A 16,501-nucleotide genomic window follows, 5' to 3' on the forward strand; every position below is an offset into this window, starting at 1 on the left:
TTCACCCATCTTTAAAGAATCCTGCCTTATTTCGATGTGAATACCTCTTTCGGCACGGATACTTGGTTATTTTCCATACTCGTTGCCAGAATACTCTCGTCAACCATGTTCTCAGATTTGGCGACGACTAACGAAACCGCCATATCACCGGTAACATTGGTCGCTGTTCGCATCATATCAATAATCCGGTCAATAGCCGCTATAAAGGCAATACCTTCTAGCGGCAAACCAACTGCCGATAAGGTTACCGTAAGCATAACCATAGCTGAACCAGGCACACCTGCGGTACCAATTGAAGCCATCGTAGCCGTAACCATTATAATACCGTATTCCAAAGCACCTAGCGGAATACCGTAAAGGTGTGCAATGAAGATTGCCGCAATAGCAGGATAAATGCCACCACAACCATCCATATTAATGGTAGCTCCTAGGGGTAACGAAAAACTCGCATATTCTTTGTTAACGCCCAATCGTTCTGTAGTCGTTTTTAAAGTTGATGGTAATGTGCCAAAGCTGCTCGATGTAGAGTAGGAAATCAATTGAGTTGGAAAGATAGCGCGAAAGAACTGCCATGGGTTCATTTTTGCCCCAAAGCGCACCAAACCTCCATAAACCAACAAAATATGAATGACACAGGCTATATAAATCGCCGCGATAAACTTACCAAGCGGCAACAGCATTTCGATTCCGTAACTGCCCACTACCCATGCCATAAGGCCAAATACACCAATAGGTGTCAGCTCCAACACGTATCGAGTAATCTGATACATGATTTCTGCTCCACCTTGAAAAAAGCGCTTAGCGGGGGCAGCTTTCTCTTTCAGCGCGTTGATTGCGACCCCTAGCATCACTGCAAAAAAGATTATTTGCAGAACTTTCCCCTCAGCAAGCGCAGCGAACGGATTAGTAGGCACAACAGAAAGTAAAACTTGGCTAACCGGTGGGATATCTCGCTCCGTAACAGAGCCTGCAGTAAGCTCAACGCTTGGTGCGAGATCCATAAGCGTACCGACACCGAGCCCAATTGCAGAGGCAATTAGCGCAGTGATAAGAAACAAACCCACAGTTTTCCCAGCCAGGCGTCCAAGATTTCCGTGGTTTTGCATGCTCGTGATGCTACTCACAATAGCAAACAGAACGAGTGGTGCTACTAACATTTGAATAGCACGAATAAATAGCTGCCCAAGTGGCTGCATCGTGATCGCAAAATCAGCAGCAACTAATCCAAGTAATGCCCCGAGAATGAAGCCACCCAGAACTCGCTGCCAGAAAGGAATTTTGAACCACGTTTTCATCGCTTTTGCTCCTGTACTACTCATATTTTGAGCACAAAAAAACCGTTAATATCGTAAAGCTTAACGACATCAACGGTTTTCCGAAAAGAATGGTTCGTTCTTACTTAGAACTTTATGATTGCGCCTAATTATTTAGCTTTCGTGGTCGCGGACACTTCGGAAGAGAGCCTGCAGAAACCCGTGCTTGATATAGCGGCATAACGCCGGGAACCTGTGAACTTAAATCACGAATTCGGCTCGTTGGGGATGGATGCGTTGACAGTAACTCGGGTGTTGAACCACTACCTTGCGCTGCCATATTTTCCCATAACTTAGGTGCTTCTTCGGGGCGGAAACCGGCTCGTGCCATCAGATCTAAACCAATTTCATCCGCTTCAGATTCATGGGTGCGGCTATAGGGCAATGCCACTGCCAACTGCGTACCAATACCCAAAGCTCCCATAATCATTGCACGTTGTTCGGTAGGACGCTCAGAAAGCAACATATCGGCACCGAGTAAACCACCACTTATAACAAGGTTTGTCGACATGCGCTCACTGCTGTGCTCCGCCATTACATGCCCTATTTCATGCCCCATAATGGCGGCAAGCTGATGCTCGTTTTCTGCAAGCTTCATAATCCCAGTATAAAAGCCGATATGGCCACCAGGAAGCGCAAACGCGTTGATAGCCTCAGAATCAAAAACGGCCACTTCCCATTCAATATTTGCATACTCATCAGGTAAAACTTCGATAATGGCATCAGCAACACACTGAGCATAAGCATTTAACTCAGGATCGTTGGATACCTTTTCTTGTTGTTTCATTTCGGCAAATGATTGCTGCCCTAATGAGTTTAAGGCGCCACCAGAGAATAGATTCAATTGACTACGCCCGGTTGGCGACGTAGTACAAGCCACCAAAACAACAGCGCTTAGGGTAATTAATGATAACCAACCTATAGATTTCATTTTCGTTCCTTTCACGTTAAGGCTTTCAAGCTTCAATATAGCAAGTTCAGGAAAATTTACCCATCAAATCACTAGATGTTGCAAAATATTTGCACACGTATTTATAGATCAATTTTCACAAGGTGTGCCTTGATACGAAAAAGGAGCGTAGTTCTCCGAACATACGCTCCTTTCACCAATGCCGGTAACAATTGCACCCGCACTAATCGCTATATTTGATAAATTAACTTCCCGTTAAATCATCAAAGAACTTTTTCACACCATCAAAAAAGCCACGTTCTTTTGGCCGATACTTAGCCGCCTCATCGCCCGTACCCATTGATTCTTCAAATTCCTTCAATAGTGCTTTTTGCTTAGAGGATAAATTCACCGGCGTTTCAATAACGGCTTTGCATACTAAATCGCCAACCGAGCCGGAACGTACCGATTTAACACCTTTACCACGCATGCGGAACATCCGTCCGGTTTGGGTTTCTGCAGGTATCTTCAGCTTTACTCGGCCATCCAGCGTAGGCACTTCAACTTCACCGCCCAAACCAGCTTGGGTGAAGCTTACCGGTACTTCACAGTATAAATTATTCCCTTCACGGCGGAAAATATCATGCTCACGCACTCGAACCTGAACATACAGATCGCCACTTGGTGCGCCATGCTCGCCGGCTTCACCTTCGCCGGTTAAACGCACGCGATCACCTGTATCTACACCGGCTGGAATTTTTACATTCAGCGTTTTAGTTTTTTCTTTGCGCCCGTGCCCATGACAACTGCCGCAAGGATTCTCGACAATAGTTCCGCGGCCATGACATTGTGGACACGCCTGCTGAACAGCAAAGAAACCTTGGCGCATTTGCACTTGCCCTGCACCGTGACACACATCACAAGTTTTCGGCTTACTCTTATCTGCAGAGCCGGTGCCATCGCAATCATCACAGGTACTTAACCGTGGTATCTTTAATTCAACTTCTTTCCCGCGTACCGCATCTTCCAACGTCATTTCTAAATCATAGCGAAGATCGGAGCCGCGTTGAGCGCGTCTGCCACCACCGCCACCACGGCGGCCACCACCAAAAATATCGCCAAATACATCGCCAAATATATCGGAAAAATCTGCACCACCGCCGAAGCCGCCAGCACCTGCCCCGCCGCGTGCCTGATCGAATGCATCATGGCCATACTGGTCATATGCTCTGCGCTTCTCATCATCGATAAGCACTTCGTAGGCTTCTTTTACCTCTTTAAACTTAATCTCGAGATCTTTATCGCCTTTCGTGCGATCTGGATGGAGCTTCATCGCAAGCTTTTTATACGCTTTCTTAATATCGCGATCGCTTGCGTCTTTAGCTACACCGAGAATTTCGTAATAATCTCTTTTTGCCATAATTTTGTGTTCTCTGTCAGTCTGTCAGACACACACACGGGCGTTCCCGAAGGTAACGCCCGTGCCAAGATAGTAAATCAACGCTTCAACTTACTTTTTTTCGTCGTCGTTTACTTCTTCAAACTCAGCGTCTACCACATCATCTGCGGCATCACTCGCAGCATCACCTGAGCTTTCAGGTTGTTGCTGTTGAGCTTTTTGCTGGGCTATTTCCATCAACTTAGCTGAAGCTTCCATAAGCGCTTGCGTTTTTGCTTCCATCGCTTCTTTGTCGCTGGCTGACATCGCTTCCTCAAGTTCATTGATAGCGGTTTCAATAGCGGTTTTATCATCCGCTGGCAGATCGTCACCCGCTTCTTCAACTTGCTTCTTGGTTGCATGAATCAAACCATCAGCTTGGTTGCGCGCTTGCACCATTTCTTCGAACTTCTTATCTTCTTCAGCGTTCGCTTCAGCATCACGTACCATTTTTTCTACTTCATCATCTGATAAGCCTGAAGAAGCTTTAATGGTAATTTTCTGTTCTTTACCTGTATCTTTATCTTTCGCAGATACATGCAAAATACCATCCGCATCTATATCGAAGGTTACTTCGATTTGTGGCTGGCCACGCATCGCTGCACGAATACCTTCAAGATTAAACTGGCCTAACGATTTGTTATCACTTGAACGCTTACGCTCACCTTGTAACACGTGAATCGTTACCGCACTTTGGTTATCTTCCGCAGTTGAGAAGGTTTGCGATTTCTTGGTTGGAATCGTAGTGTTCTTCTCGATAAGTGGCGTCATCACACCACCCATAGTTTCGATACCTAGTGATAGAGGGCATACATCAAGCAACAACACGTCTTTCACGTCGCCTTGTAATACGCCAGCTTGCACAGCAGCACCAACAGCTACCGCTTCATCAGGGTTTACATCTTTACGTGCTTCTTTACCAAAGAAATCCGCTACTAACTCTTGTACTTTCGGCATGCGAGTTTGGCCACCAACAAGAATAATATCGTTGATATCACCAACTTTCAGGCCTGCATCCGCAAGGGCTTGTTTTACTGGCTCAAGCGTTTTCTTCACCATATCTTCAACAAGTGATTCGAGCTTAGAGCGCGTAAGTTTGATCGCCAAATGCTTCGGACCTGAACTATCAGCCGTAATGTATGGCAAGTTAACTTCCGTTTGTTGCGCAGAAGAAAGTTCAATTTTCGCTTTCTCACCTGCTTCTTTCAAACGTTGCATCGCGAGTGGATCTTTACGCAAATCAATACCTTGATCTTTCTTGAATTGCTCCACTAGATAGTTAATTACACGGTTATCAAAATCTTCACCACCAAGGTGAGTATCACCATTTGTAGCAAGTACTTCGAAGGTGTGTTCGCCATCTACTTCATCAATTTCGATAATTGAAATATCGAAGGTACCACCACCTAAATCGTATACCGCAACCGTGCGATCGCCGCTTTTCTTATCCATACCGTAAGCAAGCGCAGCCGCTGTTGGCTCGTTGATAATACGCTTAACTTCTAAACCAGCTATACGGCCGGCATCTTTCGTTGCTTGCCGTTGCGCATCGTTAAAGTAAGCTGGAACGGTAATTACTGCTTCCGTTACTTTCTCACCAAGGTAATCTTCTGCTGTTTTTTTCATTTTCTTCAAAATCTCAGCAGAGATCTGTGGTGGCGCTTTCTTATCGCCCTTGATTTCCACCCAAGCATCACCGTTATCGGCTTTCACTATGCCGTAAGGCATGATGCCGATATCACGTTGCACTTCTTCATCTTCGAAGCGGCGGCCAATCAATCGTTTAATTGCAAATAATGTGTTCTGCGGGTTGGTAACAGCCTGGCGTTTTGCCGGCGAGCCAACCAATACTTCGCCATCATCAGCGAAAGCGACAACAGAAGGAGTTGTACGATCGCCCTCTGCGTTTTCAATTACGCGGGCTTTATCGCCATCCATGATGGCTACACAAGAGTTTGTTGTGCCTAAATCGATACCAATGATTTTACCCATGTCTTTCTCCAAAACGTTCAATTTGTTACCAGGATGTCTTTTAAGTGGGGACGACCTGCTAGAATTTCAATACTAATTACAAGGTCTTTCGCTTTTATTTGCCGATTTTTAATTCGCGGCGCGCGAAACCATTACCATTGCCGGGCGCAATAAGCGGCCGTTTAGCAGATAACCTTTCTGCATCACATGCATTACCGTATTCGGCGGTAAATCTGCGTTTTCTTGCATTCCCATAGCTTCATGTTGCTGTGGGTTAAAGGGTTGCCCTTCCGGATTCACAACTTCTAAACCAAATTTCTCGATGGTTTGAATGAATCCTTTATGGGTCATTTCAATACCTTCCGCTAGATTAGCTTGGGCAGAATCTTCACGATCTATTGTTTGCAAAGCGCGTTCGAGATTATCGATTACCGCGAGTAGCTCTCCTGCAAACTTCTCAAGCGCAAAGTTTCGAGCTTTCTCAACTTCCTGCGCTGCACGGCGGCGAACGTTTTCAGCTTCTGCGGCAACCCGTAGCGCTTTTTCACGCTCTATTTGCACTTCCGCGCGCAAAGCCGTTACTTCCTGCTGCAAGCTTTCTGGATCGAGCTCAGCTTCGAAATCCTCGTCTGGAACCTCTACTTGCTCAGCAGCATCAAGCACTTGCTCTTCTGCGCTTTCAACTTTTGTTTCTTGCTGTTGTTGCTGTTCCGATTGGCTTTTATCGCTCATGCCGTGCTCCATATTCATCGTATTTTGTGCTTTGCGAGTGCGAGCAATGTTGAATTGTCGATTGCTCATTTTTGCTTGCTTTCGAATATGGGGGCGGCAAATTCAAATTCAAGGATAAATTTTGTAATAACTCACTTATTGATCTATTGCGCTAAAAACCGTAGCTTAACGCTTATCCTTCATGCGGAGATTGTTATGTCCGAACCCAAAGCACCCGTTAATCCGCCGTTTCGGATTATCGGTTTGTTGTGCAAAAAAGATTCAGAAACGGCCTTAGAAACGCTTGAGCAAATAGCGCGCATGTTGGTATCCAGTGGTTATCAAGTGCTTGCCGATAGCGCGGGCCCTGAAGCTGAATTGCCACCACAAGTAACATCCGCTAGCCTTGCAGAAATTGGTGAGCAAGCTGAACTTGCGATTGTGATTGGCGGCGATGGTAAAATGCTTGGTGCGGCTCGAAAGTTGAGCTTACACAATATTGCAGTTATCGGCGTAAACCGCGGGAATTTGGGTTTTTTAACAGATTTAGCGCCAGACGAAGCCAGTGAAAAACTGCTTGATGTACTTGCAGGTAACTACAACGTTGAGCACCGCTTTCTACTGGACGCAACGATCGAATTAAATGGCGAAACGTTACATCGCGCCAATGCAATGAATGAAGTAGTGCTGCATTCCGATCAAGTTGCCCATATGCTTGAATTCGAGGTTGAAGTTGATGGCCAGTTTGTGTTCAGCCAACGCTCAGATGGTTTAATTATAGCAACACCAACCGGTTCAACTGCTTATTCACTCTCTGCCGGTGGCCCTATTCTATACCCAGGCCTAAATGCCATTACACTCGTGCCTATGTTTCCGCATACGCTAAGTAGCCGTCCGATAGTTGTTGGCGGCGATAGCGTGATTCGCGTACGCGTGGCGCCCGATGACCAACCACTTCATATTAGCTGTGATGGCCACGTGAAACTGCCAGTGCCTACTGCGGCTGAAATCTATATCACCCGGCAACAACAAGCGCTTCGGCTGATACACCCAAAAGGCTACAACTATTATCACGTGCTGCGGAATAAGCTTAACTGGGGTAGCCGTTTATTCTAATCAGCGAAAAATTTTGCATATTTTTTCAGCACCCACTTGCACTACTGGATAACTACTGTATATTTACTGTATAAATAAACAGTAACGTATTCCAGTAACTGCTCTGGGAGGCAACCATGCTGACACAACTCCACATTCGAAACTTCGCAATTGTTGATAACCTAACAATTGATTTCCACCAAGGTATGACCGCTATAACGGGCGAAACGGGCGCTGGCAAATCAATTGCACTTGATGCATTAAGCCTTTGCTTAGGTGCCAGAGCTGAAAGTACTATGGTTCGCCCAGACAGTGAACGTGCCGAAGTAACGGCAAGTTTCAATGTGCATCAACTTCCACTTGTTATGCAGTGGCTCACTGAGCATGAAATGCTCGATGATGCTGATGAAAACGAAGATAACTGTATTATTCGCCGCACACTCACCGCCGAAGGCCGCTCTAAAGGTTTTATTAACGGTGCGCCTGTTCCGGTATCTTTATTGCGCGAACTAGGTGGCATGCTGGTGAGCTTGCATGGTCAGCATGATCACCATTTACTTATGAAACCTGAATATCAGCTTTCGTTACTTGACCAATTTGCCAATCATAGCGATTTACTCAATAAAGTGGGTAAAGCGTTTCGTGATTGGCGCGCGTTAGTTCGCGAGCAGCGGAAGTTGGTTGAACAACAAGATGCGCAAGAATCCCGGAGGCAGTTGCTACAGTATCAAGTTAGCGAGCTCGATGATTTTAATCTATCGGCCGAAGAATTCCATGAGCTGGAATCAGATCATAAACGCTTAGCAAATGCTTCCGGCTTACTGGAAGATAGTCAGTTCAGTTTAAATTGTCTTTATGATGGCGAGCATAATAATGCGTTTACGTTGTTGCAATCGGTTATCGAGCGATTAAACGGTAGTGCTGAATTAGATAGCAATATTCAACCTATCGTAGCCATGCTAAATGATGCAGGTGTACAAATAGAAGAAGCCACGCGTGAACTTCGTCATTACCAAGATGGTGTTGATCTTGATCCAGAGCTTTTAGCAGATTGCGAAAAACGTATGAGTTTAGCGATGCAATTAGCTAAGAAACATCAAATTGCCCCGGAGAAACTCGCTGAACTGCATGAACAACTGCGCGAAGAACTTGCAGGGTTAACCGCATCAACTGAACGCTTAGATTTAATAGATACTGAAATTAAAGATGCCGAGGAAGCTTTCGTTAAATTAGCTACCCAACTCAGTACAAATCGGGCAAAAGCCTCATCTAAATTAGCCGCCCATGTTACAGAAACCATGCATAAACTGAATATGCCTGATGGTGAGTTTTCGGTAACCGTTGATGCAAATAGTAAAGAATATGCGTCTGCGCAGGGCATCGACCATGTCCGTTTCCTCGTTTCTGCAAATGCCGGGCAACCGCAGCAAGCAATTAATAAAGTTGCCTCTGGGGGCGAGCTATCACGTATTAGTTTAGCGATTCAAGTTCTCACCGCTGGGCAAGATAATTTACCAACGATGATTTTTGATGAGGTAGATGTAGGCGTGAGCGGGCCAACGGCGGCAACTGTAGGCAAGTTATTGCGTCAGCTTGGGCAACATAACCAAGTATTGTGTGTTACCCACCTACCACAAGTAGCAGCCCGGGCGCATCAACAAATGTTTGTAAGCAAACATACGGAAGCAGGTAAAACCATCACCTCTATGCGTGCGCTTACCGATGAACTTCGCATTGAAGAGCTGGCCCGGCTTTTAGGTGGTGATACGATAACAAATCATACGCTTGCAAATGCCCGTGAGTTACTCGCTGGATAGGCTCCCCATGATTTAATTTTAATGTTGGGAACTTTTATTACAGATAACAGACGAATAAAAGCCTTGGATGGGTGGCATCCGAGGCTCCTTTTAAGCTAAGATTCACTTCTGACACAAATGTCTGAAATAGGTAATTCGGGTTTTTTATGAGAATTTTATTAGCGCTTGCCCTTGCAACCGCAGTTACAAGCTGTGCAGTTATTGATCCATTGGTTTATAAAATTGATATTCCGCAAGGTAATTACCTTGAGCAACGAGATGTCGATAATCTTCGTGTTGGTATGACCCGAGATCAAGTTCGCTTCGTATTAGGTTCACCAGTTTCTGAAAATATATTTCGCGATGACGAGTGGCATTATATCTTTAGAATGAAACCTGGTCGTGGCGACGTTATAACGAGAGCATTAACGGTTCGATTTGAAGACGATGTGGTAGCATCGATTGCGGGCGATTTTGAACCTCATGAAGATTTTTATACACCACTTGAATCGTAACCTGTTGGCGCTGACTTAGCGTAAGTTCTGTTTACTTTCTTATAATTGGTGTTGCTCACGTAGATACAGAACTGTAATCCGTACCTAATTCATACCAGTAGCCTAAGCTACTGGTTCGATTTGAGAGCGCTACCGCAGATGAACCTAAGCAACACCATTCTTACACCAGAATCGAGTATTGCCGATAGCCACAGCTATCGGTGGCTGCGGTTGCCTAATGGTCTAAAAGTGCTGTTAGTTCATAGTCCATGTAGCCAACAAAGCGCAGCTGCGTTTGCAATTAATGCCGGGCATTTTCAAGATCCTGCAGAAGCCCCCGGTATTGCCCACTTCCTCGAACATTTATTATTTTTAGGCACCAAAAAGTTCCCACAAGCCGATGCATTTGCGAAACAGGTAAATGCGCATGGTGGGCACTTTAACGCTTGGACAGGTACGGAACACAGCAACTACTACTTCACCACAGGAAATGCTGGCTTTGCCGAAACCCTGGTGCACTTCGCTAGTCTATTTAAAGAGCCTCTACTCGCTAACGAATGGGTTGAAAAGGAACGGCAGTCAATTGAAGCTGAGTATCGGTTAAAGCTAAAAGACGAGCTACGTCGCTTGTATGAGGTTCACAAAACCACTGCGAACCCTGCCCACCCGTTCTCTAAATTCTCAGTGGGAAATGCAATTACGCTGGCAGATAGCGATACGGTAAAGATTCGTCAGCGTTTACAAGATTTCCATCAGCGTTATTATGTCGCAAAAAATGCTGCATTAGTTTTAGCGGGCCCCGCAACACTTGATGAGCTTGAAACCTTAGCCACTGATAACTTTCAAGATCTCAACGCCGGCGAACAACCGCACCCGTTACCGAACGAACCTATTTATCTCGAAGAGCAGAAGTCTTGTTTTATTAAAGTACGCCCAATTAAACAAGCCGCTCGGCTGATTCTCACCTTTCCACTGAATGAAATTAATAGTGATTATCTGCATAAAACAACGAGCTACATTGCTCACCTTTTAGGCCACGAAGGCCCTGGCAGTTTGTGTTTTTTCCTTCGCCAACAACATTGGATTAATGAACTCTCTGCTGGCGGCGGGATGAGTGGCTATAATTTCAAAGACTTCAACATTAATATGCAGCTTACCGATGATGGCTTGTTGCACATAGAAGAAATCATGCAAGCCTGTTACCAATACATTGCGCTCATTTCTAGCGACGGACTAAGCGACGGGCTATACCACGAGCGCCAGCAAATGATTTCGCTTGCGTATCAGTTTCCGGAATCTATTCGTGTAGTTGATTTAGCATCCCAGTTATCCATTAACATGCTGCACTATCGGCCTGAACATGTTGTCAGTGGCGATTACCGTATGGACGGTTTAAAACCCTCTTTAGCAAAACAAATGCTAGCGAAAATGAGCCCTGATAATACACGAGCAACGCTTATTCATAATGATGTGGTAACCACCCAAAAAACACATTTCTATGCTGCTGATTACAGTTTTGAGCGGTTTTCGAAACAACAACTCGCCAAATTTCAACAGCCATTAGCTGAAAAGTTCGCAGCAAGCTTTACCATACCGCCAGCGAACCCCTATATTCCCGAACGTATTACACCGCAACCAATCGCTGGACATGACAGCAAAACAACAAAAGTGAATTGCGAACGCAGTGGCTATAGCCCTACCAAAGTAAGTTGCAGCAACGGGGTTTCATTGTGGCACTTACAGGACGAACACTTTCGCGAGCCGCAAGCGCATATATATTTATCGCTACAACTGCCGTTAGCAAATGCAAGTGCTCGTAACAACGCTATTAGCCGCATTTGGTGCGAGCTTGGCCAGGAGCTCTTGAGCGAGCAGTTTTATGATGCTGAAGTGGCTGGAATGCACTTTAATTTATATCCACAGCAATCAGGTATCACGCTTCACTTAGCCGGTTTTTCTGATCGCCAACCAACATTATTTAAAGATCTAATGCGCTCTCTTGCGGCGTTACGTTCAAGTGAACAGCATTTTCAATCGGTACGGCAACAGCTGCAACGAAATTGGCAATCGATTCATCAAAACAAGCCAGTGAACCACTTGTTTTCATTACTGCATCATCAGCTCCAATATGGCTCCTACACCGCTGAACAGCTGGCGGCGAGCATCGAAGATTTGGATTTTGAACACTACTGTAATTTACTTCCCGGGATGCTTCGAGATGCGCAAGTAAAGCTTTTAATTCACGGTGATATTCGCGTTGAAACCGCGCAAGAGCTCGCGCAATGGGTGAGAAATACATTACCCGTAGTAACCACGCAGAAATCAAAAGTATTGCGTTCGGTGAAGCGCCTAAATACGGGCATAACCGAAACCCAATTCCGCAATGAACACAGCGATTACGCCTTTGCTCTTTTTATTCAAGGGCAAAGTACATCACTACGCGAAAAAGCGCATTTTTTACTGCTCAACCATATTTTCAACCCAAGTTTTTTTAATGCGTTGCGAACAGAACAACAACTCGGATATCTAGTTGGCTCAAGTTATATTCCCATGCATGGGCTTCCCGGATTACTATGCTATGTGCAATCGCCCAGCCACAACACAGAGCAGATCAGCAGCGCAATTAAAAGCTTCATTAATGCGTTTATTAAACAACTCGAAACGCTCGAAGAATCTGTGTTTACAAATGCGCAAACGGCTGTTCTAAGCCATTTAACCGATTCCGCACCAAGTATGCGCGTTCGTGCCCAGCGCTACTGGAGTTCCATCATCAATAATCAGGGTCAATTTGCATTAGCGGGCGAAGTAGCTACGGAAGTGCAAAATTCAACACGCGAGCAATTCACCAAGTTCTGTCAATCTAGGTTGGGTGAAGAACTATCGGCGATGGCACTCTCGTCAAAAAAAGCCTCTAAATAGGTTCAAGCATTAAAGTGAATTGCGGCTCTACCTTGCGCTTTCATTCGGCGCATGCGCTTATGGGTTCGAAACATAGGAAGGATAAAAGGGCCAAACAAAAGCCCCATTAAAGCCCAGCGGCGTGGGCCCAACGCATGTTGCCATGCTTGGATATAATAAAATGCGGCAGAAATAACAGCTAGGAGGATAAAAAATAGCATTCACTATTCCCCTTATTTCTTAATAAATACAGTTTCATTATACAAAAAGCCATAACGAACTGCATTTACACAGGTGTTATGCCACCAACACAATAGCTAACAGTAAACAAACAACTAAATGTATTGGCGGCATCGAAACCTGTTACTTACTATAAAACTGCTTGTTTTTAGCAGCCATTTCTAACAATAAATCACACGGTTTAAATCGATCGCCTTCTTTTTCAGCATAATGCTGTAAACGCGCAACAACATGCTCAATCCCGAGGCTATCCATGTAACGGAAAGGTCCGCCACGGAACGGTGGGAAACCAATACCAAAAATAGCACCAATATCGCCATCACGTGGAGAACGGATAATATCATCCTGCAAACACCAGGCGGCCTCATTGAGCATTGGCAACACGCAACGTTCTACCATTTCATCGGCTGGTAACGACGCCGAAGGCGTAATACCCACAACTTGATATACCGAACTATCAACGTGCTTACCTTTTTTCTTACCATCGTAAAGATAGAAACCCTTCTTACTCTTGCGCCCTTTACGGCCGTCATCTAGCAGTTTATTAAAGGCATTAGGCGCACGGAAACGTTCGCCAAGCGCATCGGTAAGAATTGGTGCCACTTTACCCGCCACGTCAATGCCAACTTCGTCAAGTAAGGTTATGGGGCCTACTGGAAAACCGAATTTAACGAATGTTTTATCCAGAACTTCGATAGGTTCACCGGCAAGCAATAACCGCGCCGCTTCGTTCATGTATGGTGCCAGGATACGATTGACATAAAAACCAGCACCATCCTTAACTACTACCGGCGTTTTACCTTGGCGTTTGGCAAACTCTACTGTTGTTGCAATCGTTTCTTTTGAAGTACCTTCGTGGGTAATAATTTCAGCTAATGGCATCTTCTCTACAGGCGAGAAGTAATGCAACCCAATCACTTGTTCGGGACGTGAAGCTTTAGCCGCAATTTGGGTAATCGGCAACGACGATGTATTGGTAGCAAAAATCGTGTGCTCTGCAGCATTATTCTCCACATCAGCCACCATTTTTTGTTTCAAATCTAAATCTTCGAACACTGCCTCAATAACAATGTCGGTATCTTTAAAGCCACTGTAGTCAACCGTTCCTGTAAGCATTAACATTTGCTTCTGCAAATCAGTAGGCCGAATAATTTTACGTTTTACCTTAGGCTGTAAAAGCTTGTGGTGATAAGCCAAAGCATTTTTAATGCCTTCTTGATTGATATCTTTTAAACGAACCGGAACCTTTGCTTTACTGATCGATACATGAGCAATACCACCGCCCATTAAACCGCCACCAAGCACACCCGCTTTTTTTACTTTCTCAGGTTTTACGCCGTCGGCGCCGGTTTCCTTTTTAATCTCGGTAGTTGCAAAGAAAATATTTCTAAGTTGATAAGAAACATCGCTCATCGCCAATTCACCAAATTGCTTGGCTTCATAGGCTAAGCCTGCTTTCATCCCTTTGTTCATACCCTGAGCTACAGTATCAATAATTTTATCAATTGCGGGGTAATTACCATGGGCTTTCTTCTGCGCTTGTTCGCGCGCTTTCTTGTATAAAACTGAGCTTAATGGCCCCTCTAAAACTTTACTCACCAAGTTTAACTTCGGCTTCTTCGCTTTTGGCTTACCTTTTAGCGCTCGCTCAACGGCTGCCTCAAGCAAAATGCTTTCTGGCACCATTTCATCCGCGAGGCCCATTTTAAGTGCTTGCTTAGCTCGTAATTGCTTGCCCGTGAGCATTAAGGTTAGCGCTTGTTGCACGCCAACAAGCCTAGGTAAACGTTGCGTACCACCCGAACCAGGCAACAAACCAAGCTGAACTTCAGGGAGACCAAGAACCGTTTTTGCCGAATCACTCACAACACGCACGTGGCATGCCAACGCAAGTTCTAAGCCGCCGCCAAGCGCTGGCCCATGAATTGCGGCAACCACTGGTATTTTCAACGCTTCGATTCTATCGAACAGCGCCTGCCCCTGGCGCGCTAAACTCTCGGCATCAGCTGCGGTTTCGCAATCGTTAATCATACGAATATCGGCACCAGCAACAAACGAACTGGGCTTACCGCTTATAAAAACAATCCCCTTGAGCTCACGATTTCCCTCTATATTTTCCATCAACTTCGCAACTTCATCGGCAAAAGTTGATTTCAATGTGTTCATACTCTCACCCGGCACATCAATGGTAATAATACCAATGCCGTTATCGCGAATGTCTAAACTAAATGCGCTCTTTTGATTCTGTTCCATTATTCTGTCTCCACGATTACTGCTGCACCCAAACCACCGGCAGCACAAGCTGTGGTTAATGCGGTTCCGCCACCTCGGCGATTAAGCTCATGTAATACTTGTGTAAGCATTCGCGTTCCCGTTGCTGCAAATGGGTGGCCATACGCCAACGATCCGCCCAGAACGTTAAACTTCGATTCATCAATTTCGCCAATTGCACTGCTACGGTTCAGCTTGTCTTGGGCGAATTTCTTACTCGCAAACATCTTCATATTTGCTAACGTTTGCGCTGCAAAGGCCTCATGCATGTCAATAATATCTAAATCCGCAAGTGTCATACCGGCTCGATCTAGCGCCAACGGAGTTGCGTACGAAGGCCCCATTAACATATCTTCATATACATCAATTGCCGCAAATGCATAACTACGGATGTAGCCAAGTGGCTTGTAACCTAATTCTTTGGCCCGGCTCTCGGTCATCATCAGTACCGCTGATGCTCCATCCGTCAATGGCGTAGCATTAGCAGCCGTTACTGTGCCATGTTTGCGATCAAATACAGGGCGTAATTTTGCATAACTGGCTACGTCAGAATTAGCGCGAATATTATTATCGCGCTCCATAAATTCTTTATAAGGCGCACTATGCGCAACCATTACTTCATCCGCTAACTTGCCTGACTCCCAAGCTTCGTGAGCGAGTTGATGCGAGCGGTGAGCAAGCTTATCTTGATCAGCACGGCTAATCCCATGAGTTTTCGCCATTTGCTCAGCGGTTTGCCCCATACTGAGCCCCGTTGAATATTCAGCAACAGCTGGCGGAACTGGCATTAAATGTTTTAACCGCAACCGTTTTAGAATATTTAGGCGCTGCCCGAGGCTGCGCGCTTTATTCAAATCAACAAGAGCTCGCGCCAACGTTTTTGAAACACCAATCGGCAACACCGAGGATGAATCAGCGCCTCCGGCAATACCCACCGAAATGGAACCCGCTAACATGGCTTCGGCTATATTTACCGCTGATTGAAAACTCGTAGCGCATGCACGGCTTACACTATACGCATCGGTATTGACGGGCAGGCTCGTTGCAAGGACAATCTCCCGAGCGATATTTGGGGCTTCAGGCATCTGCACAACTTGACCGTAAACGAGCTGCTCAACCAAGCTAGGATCAAGATTTGTTCTTTGAATCAACTCTTGCACCACCATTGCACCCATATCAAGTGCTGGAACGCCATGGAAAAAGCTTGCTTGTTTAGCAAAAGGGGTTCGTAAACCTGCAACAATGGCGATACGATCACCCTTCGGAGTACGTAAGTTCTGTTGTAAAGATGACATAGATTACCTCTGTAATTAGTGGTCTGACCACAATTTATCTCATGATTCTACTTACAAATGTAGAAAAATAAAACCATAGACGTAAGATAA

12 protein-coding genes are annotated in these 16,501 nt (G+C 45.4%); 4 read left to right on the forward strand and 8 right to left on the reverse strand.

What is annotated here, in order from left to right:
• Window positions 1-26: 26 nt before the first annotated feature.
• The 5 genes from CWE13_RS03680 to grpE form a co-directional block, all read right to left on the reverse strand.
• Window positions 27-1,295 carry a dicarboxylate/amino acid:cation symporter gene (locus CWE13_RS03680; protein WP_126805997.1) on the reverse strand — a complete coding sequence of 423 codons (1,269 nt, stop codon included), beginning with the start codon at window positions 1,293-1,295 and terminating at the stop codon, window positions 27-29.
• A 124-nt stretch (window positions 1,296-1,419) separates the two neighbouring features.
• The gene (locus tag CWE13_RS03685; protein ID WP_126805998.1) at window positions 1,420-2,244 is read right to left on the reverse strand and encodes a M48 family metallopeptidase; all 825 of its coding nucleotides are present in this window, start codon (window positions 2,242-2,244) and stop codon (window positions 1,420-1,422) included.
• Window positions 2,245-2,467: 223 nt separating this feature from the next.
• Window positions 2,468-3,622 (reverse strand): molecular chaperone DnaJ, encoded by a 1,155-nt coding sequence (gene dnaJ, locus CWE13_RS03690; protein WP_126806000.1) that lies wholly within the window; start codon window positions 3,620-3,622, stop codon window positions 2,468-2,470.
• A 90-nt stretch (window positions 3,623-3,712) separates the two neighbouring features.
• Window positions 3,713-5,632, reverse strand: a complete 1,920-nt coding sequence (dnaK, locus tag CWE13_RS03695; RefSeq protein WP_126806001.1) for a molecular chaperone DnaK — start codon at window positions 5,630-5,632, stop codon at window positions 3,713-3,715.
• Window positions 5,633-5,740: 108 nt separating this feature from the next.
• Window positions 5,741-6,343, reverse strand: a complete 603-nt coding sequence (gene grpE, locus CWE13_RS03700) for a nucleotide exchange factor GrpE (RefSeq protein ID WP_126806169.1) — start codon at window positions 6,341-6,343, stop codon at window positions 5,741-5,743.
• Between the two features lie 195 nt (window positions 6,344-6,538).
• Between grpE and nadK the strand changes: the two genes are divergently transcribed.
• From nadK to CWE13_RS03720, 4 genes are all read left to right on the forward strand, one after another.
• Window positions 6,539-7,438 carry an NAD(+) kinase gene (gene nadK, locus CWE13_RS03705; protein ID WP_126806003.1) on the forward strand — a complete coding sequence of 300 codons (900 nt, stop codon included), beginning with the start codon at window positions 6,539-6,541 and terminating at the stop codon, window positions 7,436-7,438.
• A gap of 116 nt (window positions 7,439-7,554) precedes the next feature.
• Window positions 7,555-9,234, forward strand: a complete 1,680-nt coding sequence (gene recN / locus CWE13_RS03710) for a DNA repair protein RecN (RefSeq protein ID WP_126806005.1) — start codon at window positions 7,555-7,557, stop codon at window positions 9,232-9,234.
• Between the two features lie 146 nt (window positions 9,235-9,380).
• Entirely contained in the window at window positions 9,381-9,728 is a 348-nt protein-coding gene (locus CWE13_RS03715; protein WP_126806006.1) for an outer membrane protein assembly factor BamE, read from the forward strand.
• 138 nt (window positions 9,729-9,866) lie between these two features.
• Window positions 9,867-12,626, forward strand: a complete 2,760-nt coding sequence (locus tag CWE13_RS03720; RefSeq protein WP_126806008.1) for an insulinase family protein — start codon at window positions 9,867-9,869, stop codon at window positions 12,624-12,626.
• A gap of 2 nt (window positions 12,627-12,628) precedes the next feature.
• Here the strand turns inward: CWE13_RS03720 and CWE13_RS03725 are convergent, their stop codons facing one another.
• The 3 genes from CWE13_RS03725 to fadI form a co-directional block, all read right to left on the reverse strand.
• The gene (locus tag CWE13_RS03725; RefSeq protein WP_126806010.1) at window positions 12,629-12,826 is read right to left on the reverse strand and encodes a hypothetical protein; all 198 of its coding nucleotides are present in this window, start codon (window positions 12,824-12,826) and stop codon (window positions 12,629-12,631) included.
• 142 nt (window positions 12,827-12,968) lie between these two features.
• Complete coding sequence (gene fadJ, locus CWE13_RS03730; RefSeq protein ID WP_126806011.1) at window positions 12,969-15,098, reverse strand: fatty acid oxidation complex subunit alpha FadJ; 2,130 nt, start codon at window positions 15,096-15,098, stop codon at window positions 12,969-12,971.
• Entirely contained in the window at window positions 15,098-16,411 is a 1,314-nt protein-coding gene (gene fadI, locus CWE13_RS03735; RefSeq protein ID WP_126806013.1) for an acetyl-CoA C-acyltransferase FadI, read from the reverse strand. The genes fadJ and fadI overlap by 1 nt, the downstream gene beginning before the upstream one ends.
• Between the last annotated feature and the right edge of the window lie 90 nt (window positions 16,412-16,501).

Source organism: Aliidiomarina shirensis (genome assembly GCF_003987345.1).
GTDB lineage: Bacteria > Pseudomonadota > Gammaproteobacteria > Enterobacterales > Alteromonadaceae > Aliidiomarina > Aliidiomarina shirensis.